Here is a 14,805-nt window from a genome sequence, read left to right on the forward strand (position 1 = left end):
TCTCTTACCGTTTGGCTGAAGTCAACAAATTCGCTAATAAAGTTTGAGCTTTCATAATCAATTCTTGTTCCTCTTTCTCTTCTAATGGAGATAAATATTTTCTTCCTAAATGATGATGATCATATAAAACAGAGATTGCCTGTTCGATATTTTCAATCGATTCTGCTTCTGCAAATAATTCTCCCAAAAACTCACTTTCGTATATCGTATTTGGCAAACTCATAACATTTGTGTTCATGACATTTAAATCTATTAACCATACAAAAGCATTCATCTCTTTTTCTTCATCTTGGAGTACCTCTAAGAGTTCAGAAACAAGTGAAGGTGTAAGGAATGTTTCTGTTTCTTGATTTTCAAGACTCATAGAAAGCAATGTACCTTTGCCATTCTCTCGATTATTTTCAATGGTCTGCCTGCATAACGAGTAAACGTCCTGAAAATGCTTAGCTGAAGTTATATCCAGTTGAATTTCTTTCCATACAACATCTGCGGTCGCAATGAAATCTAATTCAGCTTCTCTTTCGGTAAGCGTTACGAGATAGCACCCTTTCTCGCCCAGTTCTTTCTTGTGCCTCCCTTGAATATTACCCGGATAAACGATTGGAGGACTTTCGCATAAGATTGCTCTCTTATGTATATGACCTAGTGCCCAGTAATCAAATTTCTTTTCCAATAAGTCCTGAACTTGAAAAGGTGCATATGCAGCATGATTCGAATCCGCTCCATCTTGACCATGCAGGATACCAATATGGAAGTCGGCCCAATCCTTTTTCATGTAGCTATCTATTTTTCTCTCTATTACGTGTCTTTGTTCGTAACTGAAACCATAAAGATGAACGACTGCATCTGATTTAGTTTTTAGTTTACTAACTTCTACATTCTCATTAAAGATATGGACACTTTCTGGCATATCAAGCTTGATCCAAGTCCCGTTCAAATGATCATGGTTTCCGTGTATGATATATACAGGAATCTGTGCAGCTGCCAGCTTTTCCATTTCCTTTTTAAAGCGGGCTTGCGCCTTTATACTTCGATCCTCTCCATCATATAAGTCTCCTGCCAATACCACGAAGTCAACTGAATGTTGGAGAGCCGCCTCAGTGATTTTCTTGAATGCTGTAAAGGTACTTTCTCTCAGCCTTGTTATGATTTCTTTAGGTAAATGCTTCAATCCTTGCATTGGACTGTCGAGGTGCAAGTCTGCGGCATGAATAAACTTAATCTGTTTCATTTTGATTACCTCACGAACTTTTTCTTTATTTTAACACAAAGCGAATGCGTGTTCCCACACATTTAATAAGACCATTCAGTATTATCATGGTGATATTGGAAATTTAGTTAAAAAGGATATAAAAAGAAGCCTTCTCTTCTGAGAAAGCTCCCTCTCACCTTATTCTTTTTTCGTAAGCTGTAATGCCTTCCCAATATCTTTAAAAGTACTTGATTTTCCATACATGAGCACTCCACCTTTATAGACACGGGCTCCGAATACAGCAAGAACGACAATTGTAGCAATTAGTATACCAATGGCGACTGCAATTTCCCATACTGGGATAGAGAGCATACCGACGCGGAGAAACATAAGCATAGGCGTGAAGAAGGGAATAAAAGATGTTACCGTAACAAAAGATGCCTCTGGTTTATTAAGACCAAACATGGCAATCATGAATCCAGCAACAATCATCATCGTCATTGGTGTAATCATTTGTTGAACATCCTCAATACGGCTGACGAGTGATCCTAAAAATGCCGCAAGGGTCGCATACAAGAAATACCCCAGTATGAAGAAGAGGACTCCATATATAATGGTTCCGATTGGCACATTCCCGAAACCAAAAAAGTCGAAGAATCCGCCTTTCATTGTTGCAAGGTTCTGCTTAACAGAAAAATAGCTTATTGATAGCATGATAGCCAATTGAGTCAAGCTTAGAAGCCCGATGCCTAAGATTTTGGCGAACATTTGCTTTACAGGTGAAACACTGGAAATAAGGATTTCCATAACCCGTGAAGACTTCTCGGTCGCAACTTCCATCGCAATAATATTCGCGTACATAATGACTGAAAAATATATAATGAAAAGCATCACATAAACAAGGCCCCTAGCCTGATTAAGTTCTTCCTCAGTTTTAGCATTTTCTTCAAGCGCGATTTTCTCGAAAACTACTGGATTATAGAGTTTTTGAAGCTGCTCGGGAGTCAGGTTTATTTGAGAAGCCGCTAAAGTTGTTTTGATTTGTTGCATGCTCGTTTGTATATCGGCATACACGGTTGAATCTGCAATACTCATCGCCTTGAACTGGGCCTCTGGAAGCTTTTCATCATTTAGGCTCAAAACCAGCATTCCTGCATATTTTTCTTCTTTGACATCTGATTCAGCCTTTGCGATGTCTCCTTCATATCTTTCAAGCTTTAAATCTTTGTTTAAAGCAGTTACAGCGGTTTTTAAAGGCTCATACAGTTGTTCTGTTTCATCTAAGACAGCTATCTTCTCAGCAGAATCATTGCGGTCAAATACATCTATAATTCTATTCATATTTGTCAGTCCAAGAAGAATAACAATAGTAATTGCCGTTGTGACAATAAAGGACTTCGTTTTCAATTTGTTCAGATAGGTATGAAATAGAATAATCCAAAACTTATTCATAGGAAGCACCTACTTTTTCAATGAAAATATCGTTTAACGAGGGTTCTTCAAGGACAAATTTTCGAATGAATCCATTGTTGACGATTTGTTTTAGTATCTTTTCAGCAACATGTTCTCCTTCGATTTGCAAGTGAATTCCCTCCGTCGTAACTTTAGACTTTGTTACTCCTGAATAATCTTTCAACTCATCTAGAGGAAAATCAGCATGAATGACTAAATTCTTTTTTCCAAAATTGCGTTTAATATCTTTTAGAGATCCATGTACCACTGGCTTACCTTTATGCATGATACATAAATGCTCACACATTTCTTCTACGTGTTCCATTCGATGACTTGAAAAGACTATAGTTGTACCGCTCTCTTTTAATTCAAGTACAGCACCCTTTAATAATTCAACATTTACAGGATCCAAGCCGCTGAATGGCTCATCCAGAATAAGCAATTTTGGTTGGTGTAGTACCGCTGCGATAAATTGGATTTTCTGCTGATTTCCTTTCGACAGCTCTTCGACTTTCTTATCGATGTATTCAGGTATTTTAAATCTCTCAAGCCAGTATGTAAGCTGTTTAAGGGCATCTTGCTTACTCATGCCCCTTAGCCTTGCAAGGTACACTAGTTGTTCCTTTACCTTTAACTTTGGATACAAGCCTCTTTCCTCTGGTAAATATCCAACGAGATGGCTCGTAGAATAATTTAAGTTCGTTCCATTCCATGTAATTGTGCCAGAATTAGGCTCAAGTAGACCCAAGATCATCCTGAAGGTCGTCGTCTTCCCCGCTCCATTCGCTCCTAAAAATCCAAACATCTCTTTTTCTGGGATATTTAGAGTCAATTCGTCAACCGCAATAAACTTTCCATAACTCTTTGTGATTTGTTCAAGTTTTAAAGACATAAAACTCCCCCCTCCTCTGTTTCTACGATTATAGTAGTTCAAAAGGTTCACTTTTCCATTAATTTTATTTTTGCACATTTTAATAAATTATGTAAGAATAATAGTAATCATCTGAATAATTAAACAAAGGGGTAATGATTATGAAAAATTATAAACTTACCGTTTTTGAAGCAAATGGAGAAAAATTGCTTGATGAAACGTTCCAAGCAGCTGCTGATCAGGAAGCCAAACAAATTGGCGAAAAGATGCTAAGCGAAAAGAATTACCTCGACAAAACTCACCGATGCACTTCACCAAGCGGTAAACTCGTATTATTCCATGCTTAGCTGAAAAGAGGCAGATCATTGTGATCCGCCTCTTTCTATATATGTTCTGTTGCCAATAACTATTACTTGCCAGACTTCCAGGTCTTCATTTGACTAAAGTACTTTGCAAGGCGTTTCCGCTTTTCTGGTTGTCCAGCTTCGAGCGGCATCCCCTCGAGGTTGTTTCCTAAATCCGAAACAACCTAGGTCATAAGCCATCCGTTTCGGAAGGCAAAGAACGCCTTCTGCCAACGTATGTCTTATGCTGGTCGGGGCTTAGCAAGGCGTTTCCGCTTTTTTGTTGTCCAGCTCCAACGCCTAGCCCCTCGAGGTCATAAGCCATTCGCTTCGGAAGGCAAAGGACGCCTTTTGCCAGCGCATGTCTTATGCTTGTCGGGGCTAAGCAAGGCGTTTCCGCTTTTCTTTCTACTTCCCAATGAATTTTGGTTTTCTTTTTTCAATAAAAGCTTGAATGCCTTCGCGATGATCTTTGGATTGTCTCATTTTGAATTGGGCGTGCTTTTCGACTTCTAGAACCTTCAATAATTGAGGTCGATTGTTTTCAGCTAGGATTTTTTTCGTTTTGATCATCGCTTGAACGGGTTTATGTAACCACTCTGTGACCTTGCTTTCAAGTGCATCTGCTAAGGAACCTTCAGCAACTCCTTGAATTAAGCCCAGTTTGAACGCCTCTTCAGCACCCATGACTTTCCCTTCCCAAATAAGTTGCTTCGCCCTTGTCTCTCCAAGTCTTTTTTCTAGGAAGAAGTGTGCTCCTCCATCAGGAATAAGTCCAATACCGATAAAATTCATGGCAAACTTGCTTGTGTCATCTGCCAGAATATAGTCTGTGGCAAGCGCTAGGCTAAAGCCCAATCCAGCAGCTGCTCCTGAAACCGCACTGATTGTCAGCTTTGGAATACTGTATAAAGTAATTATTAGTTCATTTATGCTATCCATAATCGGAAAGAAATCGTTTTCATCTTTCATTGTAAGCATTGACTTAATATCACCGCCGGCTGAGAAAGCTTTACCATTACCTGTTAGCACGACAATATCAATTTCATCAGAGTCAGTGATTTCTTTCAATTTCACAACTAGCCCTTTAATAAGATCTTTATCCAATGCGTTTAAAGCTTCGGGTCTGTTCATTTCAACCGTTGCAACGCGACCATTTATTTTTACATTTACGCTTTCCGTTACAAAATTCATAACCTGAAACGCCTCCTTTCACTATTCTCTCTTATTATAAAGCTACCTTTTAAGTAAAAAAACTAATTTTATAAAAATTAAGAAAATTCTTCTCGGATAATGTCATGAAAAGTTTTGGCATAATTTTATTCTCCCAAAGAACAAAAGGCGCAAGCGCCCTGTTTAGCCCCGACAGGCATAAGACGAATCACGCAGTCATCCTCGAAAAAGCTATCGCTTTTTCTTCGTGCGATGTTAATGCTGCCGAAGCGTTCCTTGTCCTGATTTCTGAAGTGATTTGGCTTATGACCAAGGTTGTTTCGGCTTTAGGAAACAACCCCGAGGGGCTGGGCGCTGGAGCTGGATTATTAGAAAATCGTAGAAAGTTATCACATTAATTTATTTTATAATTTCCTAGACCATAAAAAATCGCCAGACATTTAGAATGCTGGCGACTCATTTTTAATGATTGGTTCTGTTAAAATAGCCTTTTGATTTTTTTCCTAAGCATTTATTTTATCGTTCTATAGTTTGTTGAAAAAATAGTTCGTTCAGAATCGCAATTTTTTCATCAGTATATTCTTTGTAGCTATCATTATAAGTCTTTGGATCCTTTGGGTTTGCAAACTGAGTGATTTTGCCTGTGACGGGGTGAATGAACTTACTTGCTGCTCCACAACCAAGACCAATAATCGTTTGTTGTTCTTCCATAATCATGATGTTATAGATACTCTCTTGTCCTGGTAGAGCATAACCAACATTTTCAAGATTGCCTAAGATATTCTTTTGACGGTACAAATAATAGGGCTCATAGGCATGCTCTTTCGTCCACTTCTCTGCTAATTCCATCATGCCCTCAACTTCTTCGCGATCAGCCACTTTGTACCGTTCTTTATTTTTCGTCATTTCTGATGCTCGCTTGAATGAAAGGGTATGAACCGTTAATGACTCGGGCATCAATTTCTTCGTCTCAGCCAATGTATGAGTAAATTCAGTCATCCCCTCACCCGGTAAACCAATAATCAAATCCATATTAATATTGTTCATACCCATTTCTCTTGCTAAATGGTACTTTGTTACCGTTTCTTCTACTGTATGATGACGCCCGATCGCTTTTAGCGTTTCTTGAGTATACGATTGTGGATTTATGCTAATTCGATCGATGTTCCACTTTTTCAAGACATTTATTTTTTCTGGCGTAATCGTATCTGGTCTGCCAGCCTCAACAGTGATTTCACGGATGTTTTCGACATCAGGGAAGGATTGGTACATCTCTTCATAAAGCATGTCCATTTCCTCAGCTGTAATGGACGTCGGAGTTCCACCACCATAATAGACAGTCGTAATTCGGATATCCTTTTCCTTCAACCACTGCCCGATCGCTTTCATTTCGTAATGCAACCCACCTAAGAAAGAATCGACAGATCCTTGCCGGCTATTTATGGCATACGCAGGGAACGTACAGTATGCACACTTTGTTGGACAAAATGGAATCCCAATATAAATACTTACTTCTTTCTGTAATGAATAAAGGTCAGGTACGACAGCAAGCTGCCGTTCTACGATATGCTGCATGAGATTGATTTTTTCATCAGAAATAAGATAATCCTTCTTCAATTCCTGATGAGCTTCTCCAACCCCAACTCCATCCTGAAGTTTACGATGAAGTAATTTTGTAGGACGAATCCCTGTCAGAATGCCCCATTTTTGAATGATTCCAGTCCATTCCTGTAGTACCTTCAAATAAACATGCAAAAATGCGTTTTTCGTTTGTTTGAAACGTTCTTTTTCAGTACCTGCTTCATCAATGATTGTACTGAAGGACGCTGTATGTTTTTGGTTATTTAAATCAGTCAAGCTAGCATTAGCTTTAAATTCTTCCCCTATTTCAGAAGTGAACAATATATGAATATCAGCATTTTCAATTGGAGTAAATGCTACTTTAGATTCTTCAAAAAATAAATTGGCTATATTCTGAAGTGGACGAATATATCTTTCGTCATCTAAGCCTTTAATTAATATATGCAAAATTTATCACCTTTCAAAAAAAACAGATTGTCTTAAGTTTACATAAAGCCTTTTGGCAGGTCAATAAACGGAAATGCAAAGAATGCAGCAAATTTTGGGACTTAGTCACGCCACAAAAATACAAAAAGCTATCATTCCCAAAATGGGTCAGATAGCTAGAATTACTATTTAATAATATTCATCTTTTTTAAGAACTCTATCGGCTGCTGTTTGCGGAAATGTTCCTTCACCATATAAGCAACTCCTTGTTCATTTTCAGAACGAGTCACCCAGTTTGCCGCTTTTTTCACATCAAAACGAGCATTCCCCATAGCAACGCCTAATCCCGCTTCTTCTATTAAAGGAATATCATCAAGATCACTGCCGATATAGACCATTTCTTTTCGACTAATGCCCAGATGCTCTCCTAAATAAAGAAGACCATTCATTTTTGAAACACCTTGAGGCAAAATTTCTAAACAATAAGGATTTAATGCATCTGCTGATACTTCCAAGAACATGGCTTTCAAGCCTGCTTTAGCATCTTCCGCATCTTTTTTATGTTCAAAATACACCTCGATCTTCGGAGGTGATACCGGCTGATCAGCTAGTGTTTCACTTAGGTCTTCTACAAATTGTTGAGAGTACAAAACTGGATCTCCAGATGTGAAAACGGTCTTCGCAAGAAGGTTATTATTAATCCTGAGTTTATTAGACAACGAAAATTGTTCATGTACAATTCTTATCTGACAAGAAAAACTTTCAAGGAATCTCACAATGTCATAAGTTACATCTTCTGAAATTCGTTTCACATATACCGGCTTTGCATCAGGACCTGAAATATATGCACCTTGATGTGTCACAAGCAAGGATTTTAGTTTCAAAGCACGAGCCACTTTCTTTGCGGAGGGAAAGCTCCTTGAAGTAACGAGCGTTACATAAATTCCTTTTTGCTGAACATAATCTAGGGCTTCCTTTGTAGATTTATGCAGTTTTCCATTTGATTGTAGAAGTGTCCCATCAATATTTAACGCAAGTAAGCGATATATCATCATGTTGCCCCCTGTTCGTGATGAAATTAACCTTATTTCACTTGTATGATGGCTTATACATTTATAGAACAGAGGGATGAAATTAAGCAAAAGCAAGAATGTCCTTCAAAAGATAAACCAACTCATTAGATTACCTCATAAATCTTAGACAGTTTGAAAAATCGTCAAATAATGAAGAGGAAGGGAGTGTAAAAAGTAATATTTAATATCAATTTTCACTCACTCATTTAGAAGAGAGATTATAGGAGAATTTCTTTTTGTGTAACTGTATGGTTCATTTGTGTAACTGTACACTTTATTTGTGTAGATTGCCATTTTATTTGTGTAAAACCCGTTTTCTTTTGTGCTTGCCCCTTTCAGACACAGTAATGCCCCAAAAATACGTTTTAGGTCAAATTTTACACATCCTTATCTGATAAAAAAAGCCCTGGCAATTTGCCAGAGCTTTGGGAATGTCTATTCTTATGCTTCCATCTTGCCATAAAGTTCTTCTAGAGGTTTCATGATCAATTGATTGATTTCTCCAATGATCATGCCCATACGTTGCTCAGCTTGCATCAATCTTGAAATCTTCTCATGTTGTTGAACAAGTACTACTGTTTTTTGAGCCTGATCCACTTCTTCTTGTGTGATTTCTTGACCCATCATTTGCTTTTGTTGTAATTTCATTTGGATGTCACGGAAGTTTTCAAACATTCTTTTAGCTGACTCATCCGCATTGACTTCATCATACATTTGTTTAAGTTGCTTATATTCATCGCTTTGACGAATTGCTTTTTCCATTTCGTAAGCTGCATCGTATAGATTTACTGCCATGATAACCACTCCTTTAATAATCACTACTTCCCTCTAACTATAACAAACTATGTAGGTAATAGCGAGGTGTGACCTTGAACGACCTCCGAAAAACACTCATTTCAAAAATCGAATCACACCCTGTAAACCGAAATCATAAGATACTTATATCCGCTTTTGCCTAATTTCCTACTTAAAAAATAAACAAAATGTTGAAACATAAATGAGGAATGATGATGACAAGTTCCGTTTCTTATATGAAGTTTGAACCTATTCAAACTTACAATGAAGATCCCTATTCGATGTATGTTTCCTCAGCTCTTCTAAAAAAATGGAAAATGGCTGATGAAAGCATCATTCCACTAACAATAGGGCGAACATGCATAAGTGTTAAAATGAAAACTTTTAGCATAGATACAAGTACATTAAAAATCCCAACCGCTTTGTTTGAAAAATATTCTCTGCCTGTACAGAAATATGTTTTTGCCGTCCGTTTTGATGAAGTGTTACAAACATTGAAAGTTGGGCCTATTATTGGCATGCTTACTAATTATTATCATGACGAAAATGATGAACCTAATTTTCGGAGCATCCACTCATTCTGCGAAGAATTAGAAAAAGGTGTAAAGGAGTATGGAGGGTTCTTCTACGTTTTCGCCCATGCCGACTTTTCCGCTTCTTCAGTAAAAGGATTTTATTATGAAAATGAAAGATGGGTATCTAGCGAGCTGCCCCTTCCTGATGTTATCTATAATCGGATTCATTCTCGAAAACTCGAACAAGGATCTGAAATGCTAGCATTACGCGAGATGATTAATGACCTGGAAATCCCTTATTTTAACGAAAGATTTTTTTCAAAATGGGAAGTGTATAACTATTTAAGTCATGAAGATCATTTACTTCCTTATCTTCCCGATACTAAGCTTCTTACAAGAGAAAGCCTTATTGAGATGACAAATAAATATAGTACGGTCTTCATTAAACCCATTCACGGCAGCCAAGGGAGAAACATCTTAAAGATTACAAAAGATGAGAACTCTTATTGGGTAGATACATCTACAAACCATCATCTCAAAAGCGAAAGGAAGCTCTCCTTTAATGAACTGTTCCAACATTACCAAACCTTTTTCACAAAAAAATGGTGCATTGTACAGCAAGGGATTGACCTTATTGATTACTATTCGCGGCAAATCGATTTTCGCGTCCTCTGTCATCGCAATTCACAAAATCTTTGGAGTAAGACTTCTACAGTTGCACGGATATCTGCCAAGCAACAATTCGTCTCAAACATAGCTCAAGGTGGAGAAATCATGCGTCCTGTCCTTGCTCTTTCCCATTGTTTCAGCAAGCAGGAGGCCATGGCTCAAAGTGCTTTGTTGGCTGAACTCGCTATCGAAGCTTGTTCCATTTTAAGTCAACACACCTCTGGAATCCTTGGAGAGTTAGGCGTAGATATTGGAATTGATCACCATGGGAAGCTATGGATTATCGAAATCAATTCAAAACCATCGAAAAACTTTGAAGACAAATCATTAAAAATTCGGCCTTCAGCAAAAGCAATTATCCGGTTTTGCACTTCCCTTGCTTTTGAAAAGTCCACTAAAAAGGAGGATTCGTAAACATGTACACTTTAGGTTTTATGTCACTTAATCATGAAAGCGAAGCAAGTTATTTTACAGAGGTAGCTAAACGCGCCGCATTGAGGGGAATCGTTTGCTATCGGTTTATTCCAACAAGTATTAATCCTCTTACACAACTAGTAAAAGGGAAAAAGTTTGAGCCCACAAGTCACGATTGGGTAGATTGTGAGTTTCCTCTCCCTTCGGTATTATATGATCGTTGTTTTTATGGAGACGATCCACATTCGAAGAAAGCGATACCCATTGTCACATGGCTTAAAAATAGAGACGATATCAGGTTCTTAGGATACGGTCTACCAAACAAGATAGAACTTTACAAAACTCTCGCAAATACAGAACTTGCCCCCTATCTACCTCCTTCCCAACAAGTCAACTCCTATCAAACTGTATTTAACCGACTAGAAAACTGGAAGAAAATCATGCTTAAGCCCATTACAGGCTCTCAAGGATACGGAATCTATTACATCGAAAAAAAAGAGTTCTCTATCATTGTTAAAACAGAGAAGAACGGAAAGGTGATAGAACGCACTTTTACAGATATCAAGAAAATGCAAGCATGGCTAGAGAAATTGCTTCAAAATCATCTTTATCTTGTTCAGCCTTATTTTGAATTACGTGATTCTTCTGATCTTCCTTTTGATATCCGAATTCTCTTACAGAAGAATGCAGAAGGAAAGTGGACTGAGCGAGGAAAGGGTATCCGTAAGGGGCAAAACGAAGGTATTCTGTCAAACTTGTGTGCAGGCGGCAAGACATTGGATTATAGAAGCTGGACTGAGTCAATATCAAAAGAGCAAGCACGTTATATACACGGTGAACTTTCATATATTGTAAAGCTGCTTCCTACTTTATTGGAGAACGAGTTTCCATCTTTATTTGAAATGGGCGTCGACATTGGAGTTGCAAAGGATGGTGCCGTCTGGATTTTGGACATAAATTCAAAGCCTGGTCGAAAAGTAATTGTAGAGACTTGCCCAGAGATGATAGATACTCTTTATCAAGCTCCTTTTCTTTATGGAAGTTTTGTTCACCAAAACGAAGTGAAGGGACTGAATTCACACCATGCGAAAACGTTACATCATTGAAACGGACATAAGGAATGAATCCACTGTGTTTTGTCCAACTGCCCTCATAAAAGACCATTCATTGAACCGAATTGCCTTCGGCTCTCTTTCCGTGGAAGCTCAATTCAAGCCTTCCGAACAAAGTGTGGATAAGATAGTTATGAGCAAAAATGTAGCAGATTCTATTACCTTTCTTCACTCAGATGTACCATTGCATGCATTTGTGCAAGATCAGACTTTACATTTGGGTCCATTAATTGGTATTTTCACTGCGGGTTTCACACCTTTCCCTTTAAGACCGATGGGCGAAAGATCTATCTTTTTCGCAAAACTGTTATCGGTTCAAAAATCTGTAGGTGCGCTTCCTTTCATCTTTGGGGAACAGCACATCGACTGGGAAAGGGGAATGATAAAAGGTTTCTTTTTTCGCAAAGAAGGATGGGTCATCAACGAAGTTCCCTTTCCAAATGTTATATACGACCGGCTGCCAAATAGAAAAACTGAAAACCGTCCGCATTTAAAAAAGATCAAGGACAAATTACAGCACGACTACCTTATTCCTTGGTATAATCCTGGTTTCTTTAACAAATTGGATGTTCACGAACGGTTGCTCGATAATCCTCTTGCAGTTGAGTTTTTGCCCGAGACTCATACTTTTTCATCTTTTTCACAAATTGAAAAAATGCTTTCAGATTACGGGCATATTTATATAAAGCCCTTTAACGGAAGTCTGGGTAATAGCGTTCACCAAATTATTTATGATAAGCAAGAAAACATGTATTATTGTCGATATTGCGATTCACAGCATATGAATCGGCTCCTGAAGTTTTCTACTTTGGAGGCTCTTTTCAAGTATGTGTTTCGTGGAAAAAGCATGAAAAAAATGCTTATTCAACAAGGAATCCACTTACTCAGACATCAACAACGTACTCTCGATTTCCGTGTGCATACCAATAAAGACGCCCATGGTAAATGGCATGTTACAGCCATAGCAGCAAAGATCGCCGGAGTCGGCAGTGCCACAACCCATATTCATAACGGCGGAGTCATAAAAACCCTGGAAGAAATTTTCCCTTCAAAAGAATGTTCCCTGTACAAAGAAAAATTGACACATGCAAGCTTGGTTCTTAGCGAAGCAATAGAACGGGACATGGAAGGAATAATCGGAGAAATAGGATTCGACCTTGGTATTGATCGCAATGGACGTGTTTGGTTATTTGAAGCAAACTCCAAACCGGGAAGGTCTATTTTTACCCATCCACAGCTAAAGGATTTTGATTTATTAACAAGAAAGCTCTCTATCGCGTTCGCTGTTTTCCTTACTGAACAATCAATCATCAATCCGGAGATGCTCTTCAAATGAGTCTGTTTTGGGATCGAAAGGAACAAACATGGGTTCACAATTATAGTGAAGAATCCTTTACATTTGGAATCGAAAAACTCCCAGTATCTTTTAGAAACATTCAAGCCTCGAGTCGCTACATTCCATTCCAATTGTCCTCTCAAAATAATCATCTAGGACCACTGGTCGGCATCCTATGTTCTAAAAAGAATGGGCAAGAAGTGATTGGAAACGGATTTTTGTTCAGGAAGTTGCAAAAGCACCTTCTAAATAACGGCTCCCTTAGTTTTATTTTCACCCCAGATGATATCCATGAAAATTTAATTGAAGGAAACCTATATCTTCCACAGAATGACACTTGGATAAAGGTTAAGACGCCTTTTCCAGATGTCATATATAACCGTATTTCTTTACGAAAAACAGAAAAGGACATCTTTAATAACCTCATGATGAATACGTTCGCCGATAAAGGCATTCCATTTTTCAACCCATGTTTTATTGATAAATATGATTTGACCACGATATTCCAAGAAGATCCTCAACTTCGACCATTTTTACCAGCAACAATCCCTTTAGAGGAACGCATGATACTAGCAGACTTCCTTGAGGAGCATCGGACAATTTATTTAAAGCCTTGCCTTTCTTCAAAAGGAAAGGGGATATACAGACTTCATTTGGCTTCAGACAAACAAATTCAAGTGTATAGCATAGACAACTCCTACATTTTTCAAAATTACGATTCATTTTGGGAATGGTGGAAAACTTCAACACAAGCTACGAAAACATACATTGTACAAAAAGCAATTAAGTTTGCAACCTTTGAAGGAAATCGTTTTGATTTTCGGGTATTATGCCATTTCGATGAGGGAATTTACAAAGTTACGGGTGTAGGAATTAGAATATCGAAATCTCAAAATGTAACGACACACCTTCCAAATGGAGGTACCTATATCTCTTACCAACTATTGCAAACAAAAGAGCATGATCAGTTCATAAATACGATTACTCCTCTCATAGGGAAGGCCTTAACTAATAGATATGGTTTTTTTGGCGAGTTCTCGATTGACGCAGGAATTAGCACAAGTGGAGACTACTACGTCTATGAGGTGAATTCAAAACCAATGAGTTTTGAGGAAGAACATATCGAAGAAAATAAGTTGATAAAGCTCTGCAAACTTTTTTATTACTGTAGTCATTTGAATGGGCAGCAAAATGAACCTTTATAAAAACTGTATGAAATGACTGTTTTCCTGAAAAAATAAACTGAACTTCATGGAAAGGAGTCATCATAATGAAAGAGAAAAAACAATCATCACAAAAAGAGTCTTGTTATGAAGGCAGAGACCTAGCTTATATGGATATTGACCGTATGATCAATGAAGGTATGTCCGGAGGCACTGTCCATATGCGTCATGATAGTGTCAATATTGAAGAAGCAAGAGATTTGTATGAAGAAGAGCCTCCTTATCAAAGTGAAAGTTAAAAAACGTACCCCTATAAAAAGACACCTCATCATAAGATGTAGGTGTCTATCTGCTTTTCACTATCATATTAACAGCTTCTTGGATAGCGTCCTCTGCCGTTTTGCCTTCGTCATTAGCTTCCCGAATACAAGCCTCCAGGTTTTTCGCTACCATATATCCAATGGAGCGGTCGACAGCCGATCTTACAGCTGAAAGCTGAGTCACAACATCTTTACAATGCTGGCCTTCTTCCATCATTCTGATAACACCACGTACTTGCCCTTCCAGACGTTTCAAACGATTCTTCATTTCTTTGGAGTATTCCACGATAAACACCTCTTTCTCATTACGGTACCCCCTGCTGTATCTAATTATATCCTTATTCCAATTTTTTTTCACGATTGAACAAA

The 14,805-nt window shown here is 38.1% G+C and carries 15 protein-coding genes; 7 read left to right on the plus strand and 8 right to left on the minus strand.

Features of this window, described 5'->3' with window-relative positions; all coding sequences use genetic code 11:
* Positions 1-4: 4 nt before the first annotated feature.
* The 3 genes from BMZ31_RS04355 to BMZ31_RS04365 form a co-directional block, all read right to left on the minus strand.
* Positions 5-1,231, minus strand: a complete 1,227-nt coding sequence (locus BMZ31_RS04355) for a metallophosphoesterase family protein (RefSeq protein WP_090830480.1) — start codon at positions 1,229-1,231, stop codon at positions 5-7.
* A 159-nt stretch (positions 1,232-1,390) separates the two neighbouring features.
* Positions 1,391-2,644 (minus strand): ABC transporter permease, encoded by a 1,254-nt coding sequence (locus BMZ31_RS04360; RefSeq protein WP_090830481.1) that lies wholly within the window; start codon positions 2,642-2,644, stop codon positions 1,391-1,393.
* Positions 2,637-3,536 (minus strand): ABC transporter ATP-binding protein, encoded by a 900-nt coding sequence (locus tag BMZ31_RS04365; RefSeq protein WP_090830482.1) that lies wholly within the window; start codon positions 3,534-3,536, stop codon positions 2,637-2,639. Before BMZ31_RS04365 ends, BMZ31_RS04360 begins: the two co-directional genes overlap by 8 nt.
* 140 nt (positions 3,537-3,676) lie before the next feature.
* On the opposite strand from BMZ31_RS04365, the gene BMZ31_RS04370 reads away from it, so the two are divergent.
* The gene (locus tag BMZ31_RS04370; RefSeq protein WP_090830483.1) at positions 3,677-3,862 is read left to right on the plus strand and encodes a YhzD family protein; all 186 of its coding nucleotides are present in this window, start codon (positions 3,677-3,679) and stop codon (positions 3,860-3,862) included.
* A gap of 405 nt (positions 3,863-4,267) precedes the next feature.
* Here the strand turns inward: BMZ31_RS04370 and BMZ31_RS04375 are convergent, their stop codons facing one another.
* Positions 4,268-5,053: an enoyl-CoA hydratase gene (locus BMZ31_RS04375; RefSeq protein ID WP_090830484.1), complete on the minus strand. Its 786-nt coding sequence runs from the start codon at positions 5,051-5,053 to the stop codon at positions 4,268-4,270.
* Positions 5,054-5,157: 104 nt separating this feature from the next.
* Between BMZ31_RS04375 and BMZ31_RS04380 the strand changes: the two genes are divergently transcribed.
* Positions 5,158-5,430 (plus strand): hypothetical protein, encoded by a 273-nt coding sequence (locus tag BMZ31_RS04380; RefSeq protein WP_090830485.1) that lies wholly within the window; start codon positions 5,158-5,160, stop codon positions 5,428-5,430.
* A gap of 118 nt (positions 5,431-5,548) precedes the next feature.
* Here BMZ31_RS04380 and BMZ31_RS04385 read toward each other — a convergent pair whose 3' ends face one another.
* From BMZ31_RS04385 to BMZ31_RS04395, 3 genes are all read right to left on the minus strand, one after another.
* The gene (locus BMZ31_RS04385) at positions 5,549-7,060 is read right to left on the minus strand and encodes a coproporphyrinogen III oxidase (protein ID WP_090830486.1); all 1,512 of its coding nucleotides are present in this window, start codon (positions 7,058-7,060) and stop codon (positions 5,549-5,551) included.
* Between the two features lie 164 nt (positions 7,061-7,224).
* The gene (locus tag BMZ31_RS04390) at positions 7,225-8,091 is read right to left on the minus strand and encodes a Cof-type HAD-IIB family hydrolase (protein ID WP_090830487.1); all 867 of its coding nucleotides are present in this window, start codon (positions 8,089-8,091) and stop codon (positions 7,225-7,227) included.
* A gap of 462 nt (positions 8,092-8,553) precedes the next feature.
* A complete protein-coding gene (locus BMZ31_RS04395) occupies positions 8,554-8,907 on the minus strand; it encodes a YlbF/YmcA family competence regulator (protein WP_090830488.1) in 354 nt (117 codons plus the stop codon).
* A 236-nt stretch (positions 8,908-9,143) separates the two neighbouring features.
* Between BMZ31_RS04395 and BMZ31_RS04400 the strand changes: the two genes are divergently transcribed.
* From BMZ31_RS04400 to BMZ31_RS04420, 5 genes are all read left to right on the plus strand, one after another.
* The gene (locus BMZ31_RS04400; RefSeq protein ID WP_217642740.1) at positions 9,144-10,505 is read left to right on the plus strand and encodes a YheC/YheD family endospore coat-associated protein; all 1,362 of its coding nucleotides are present in this window, start codon (positions 9,144-9,146) and stop codon (positions 10,503-10,505) included.
* Between the two features lie 2 nt (positions 10,506-10,507).
* Entirely contained in the window at positions 10,508-11,611 is a 1,104-nt protein-coding gene (locus BMZ31_RS04405; protein ID WP_090830490.1) for a YheC/YheD family endospore coat-associated protein, read from the plus strand.
* Positions 11,589-12,953, plus strand: coding sequence for a YheC/YheD family endospore coat-associated protein (locus BMZ31_RS04410; RefSeq protein ID WP_090830491.1), 1,365 nt, complete (start codon positions 11,589-11,591; stop codon positions 12,951-12,953). Before BMZ31_RS04405 ends, BMZ31_RS04410 begins: the two co-directional genes overlap by 23 nt.
* Positions 12,950-14,158 (plus strand): YheC/YheD family endospore coat-associated protein, encoded by a 1,209-nt coding sequence (locus BMZ31_RS04415; protein ID WP_090830492.1) that lies wholly within the window; start codon positions 12,950-12,952, stop codon positions 14,156-14,158. The genes BMZ31_RS04410 and BMZ31_RS04415 overlap by 4 nt, the downstream gene beginning before the upstream one ends.
* Positions 14,159-14,223: 65 nt before the next feature.
* Positions 14,224-14,415, plus strand: a complete 192-nt coding sequence (locus BMZ31_RS04420; RefSeq protein ID WP_090830493.1) for a hypothetical protein — start codon at positions 14,224-14,226, stop codon at positions 14,413-14,415.
* 46 nt (positions 14,416-14,461) lie between these two features.
* Here the strand turns inward: BMZ31_RS04420 and BMZ31_RS04425 are convergent, their stop codons facing one another.
* A complete protein-coding gene (locus BMZ31_RS04425) occupies positions 14,462-14,722 on the minus strand; it encodes a metal-sensitive transcriptional regulator (protein ID WP_090830494.1) in 261 nt (86 codons plus the stop codon).
* Positions 14,723-14,805: the final 83 nt, after the last annotated feature.

It is taken from the genome of Bacillus sp. cl95 (genome assembly GCF_900115925.1).
Taxonomy (GTDB): Bacteria; Bacillota; Bacilli; order Bacillales; family Cytobacillaceae; genus Neobacillus_A.

Bases quoted from the DNA above. Each gene is read 5' to 3' on its own strand.
- BMZ31_RS04355 (WP_090830480.1), bottom strand. From the start codon at position 1,231: ATGAAACAGATTAAGTTTATTCATGCCGCAGACTTGCACCTCGACAGT.
- BMZ31_RS04360 (WP_090830481.1), bottom strand. From the start codon at position 2,644: ATGAATAAGTTTTGGATTATTCTATTTCATACCTATCTGAACAAATTG.
- BMZ31_RS04365 (WP_090830482.1), bottom strand. From the start codon at position 3,536: ATGTCTTTAAAACTTGAACAAATCACAAAGAGTTATGGAAAGTTTATT.
- BMZ31_RS04370 (WP_090830483.1), top strand. From the start codon at position 3,677: ATGAAAAATTATAAACTTACCGTTTTTGAAGCAAATGGAGAAAAATTG.
- BMZ31_RS04375 (WP_090830484.1), bottom strand. From the start codon at position 5,053: ATGAATTTTGTAACGGAAAGCGTAAATGTAAAAATAAATGGTCGCGTT.
- BMZ31_RS04380 (WP_090830485.1), top strand. From the start codon at position 5,158: ATGAAAAGTTTTGGCATAATTTTATTCTCCCAAAGAACAAAAGGCGCA.
- BMZ31_RS04390 (WP_090830487.1), bottom strand. From the start codon at position 8,091: ATGATATATCGCTTACTTGCGTTAAATATTGATGGGACACTTCTACAA.
- BMZ31_RS04395 (WP_090830488.1), bottom strand. From the start codon at position 8,907: ATGGCAGTAAATCTATACGATGCAGCTTACGAAATGGAAAAAGCAATT.
- BMZ31_RS04400 (WP_217642740.1), top strand. From the start codon at position 9,144: ATGAAGTTTGAACCTATTCAAACTTACAATGAAGATCCCTATTCGATG.
- BMZ31_RS04405 (WP_090830490.1), top strand. From the start codon at position 10,508: ATGTACACTTTAGGTTTTATGTCACTTAATCATGAAAGCGAAGCAAGT.
- BMZ31_RS04410 (WP_090830491.1), top strand. From the start codon at position 11,589: ATGCGAAAACGTTACATCATTGAAACGGACATAAGGAATGAATCCACT.
- BMZ31_RS04415 (WP_090830492.1), top strand. From the start codon at position 12,950: ATGAGTCTGTTTTGGGATCGAAAGGAACAAACATGGGTTCACAATTAT.
- BMZ31_RS04420 (WP_090830493.1), top strand. From the start codon at position 14,224: ATGAAAGAGAAAAAACAATCATCACAAAAAGAGTCTTGTTATGAAGGC.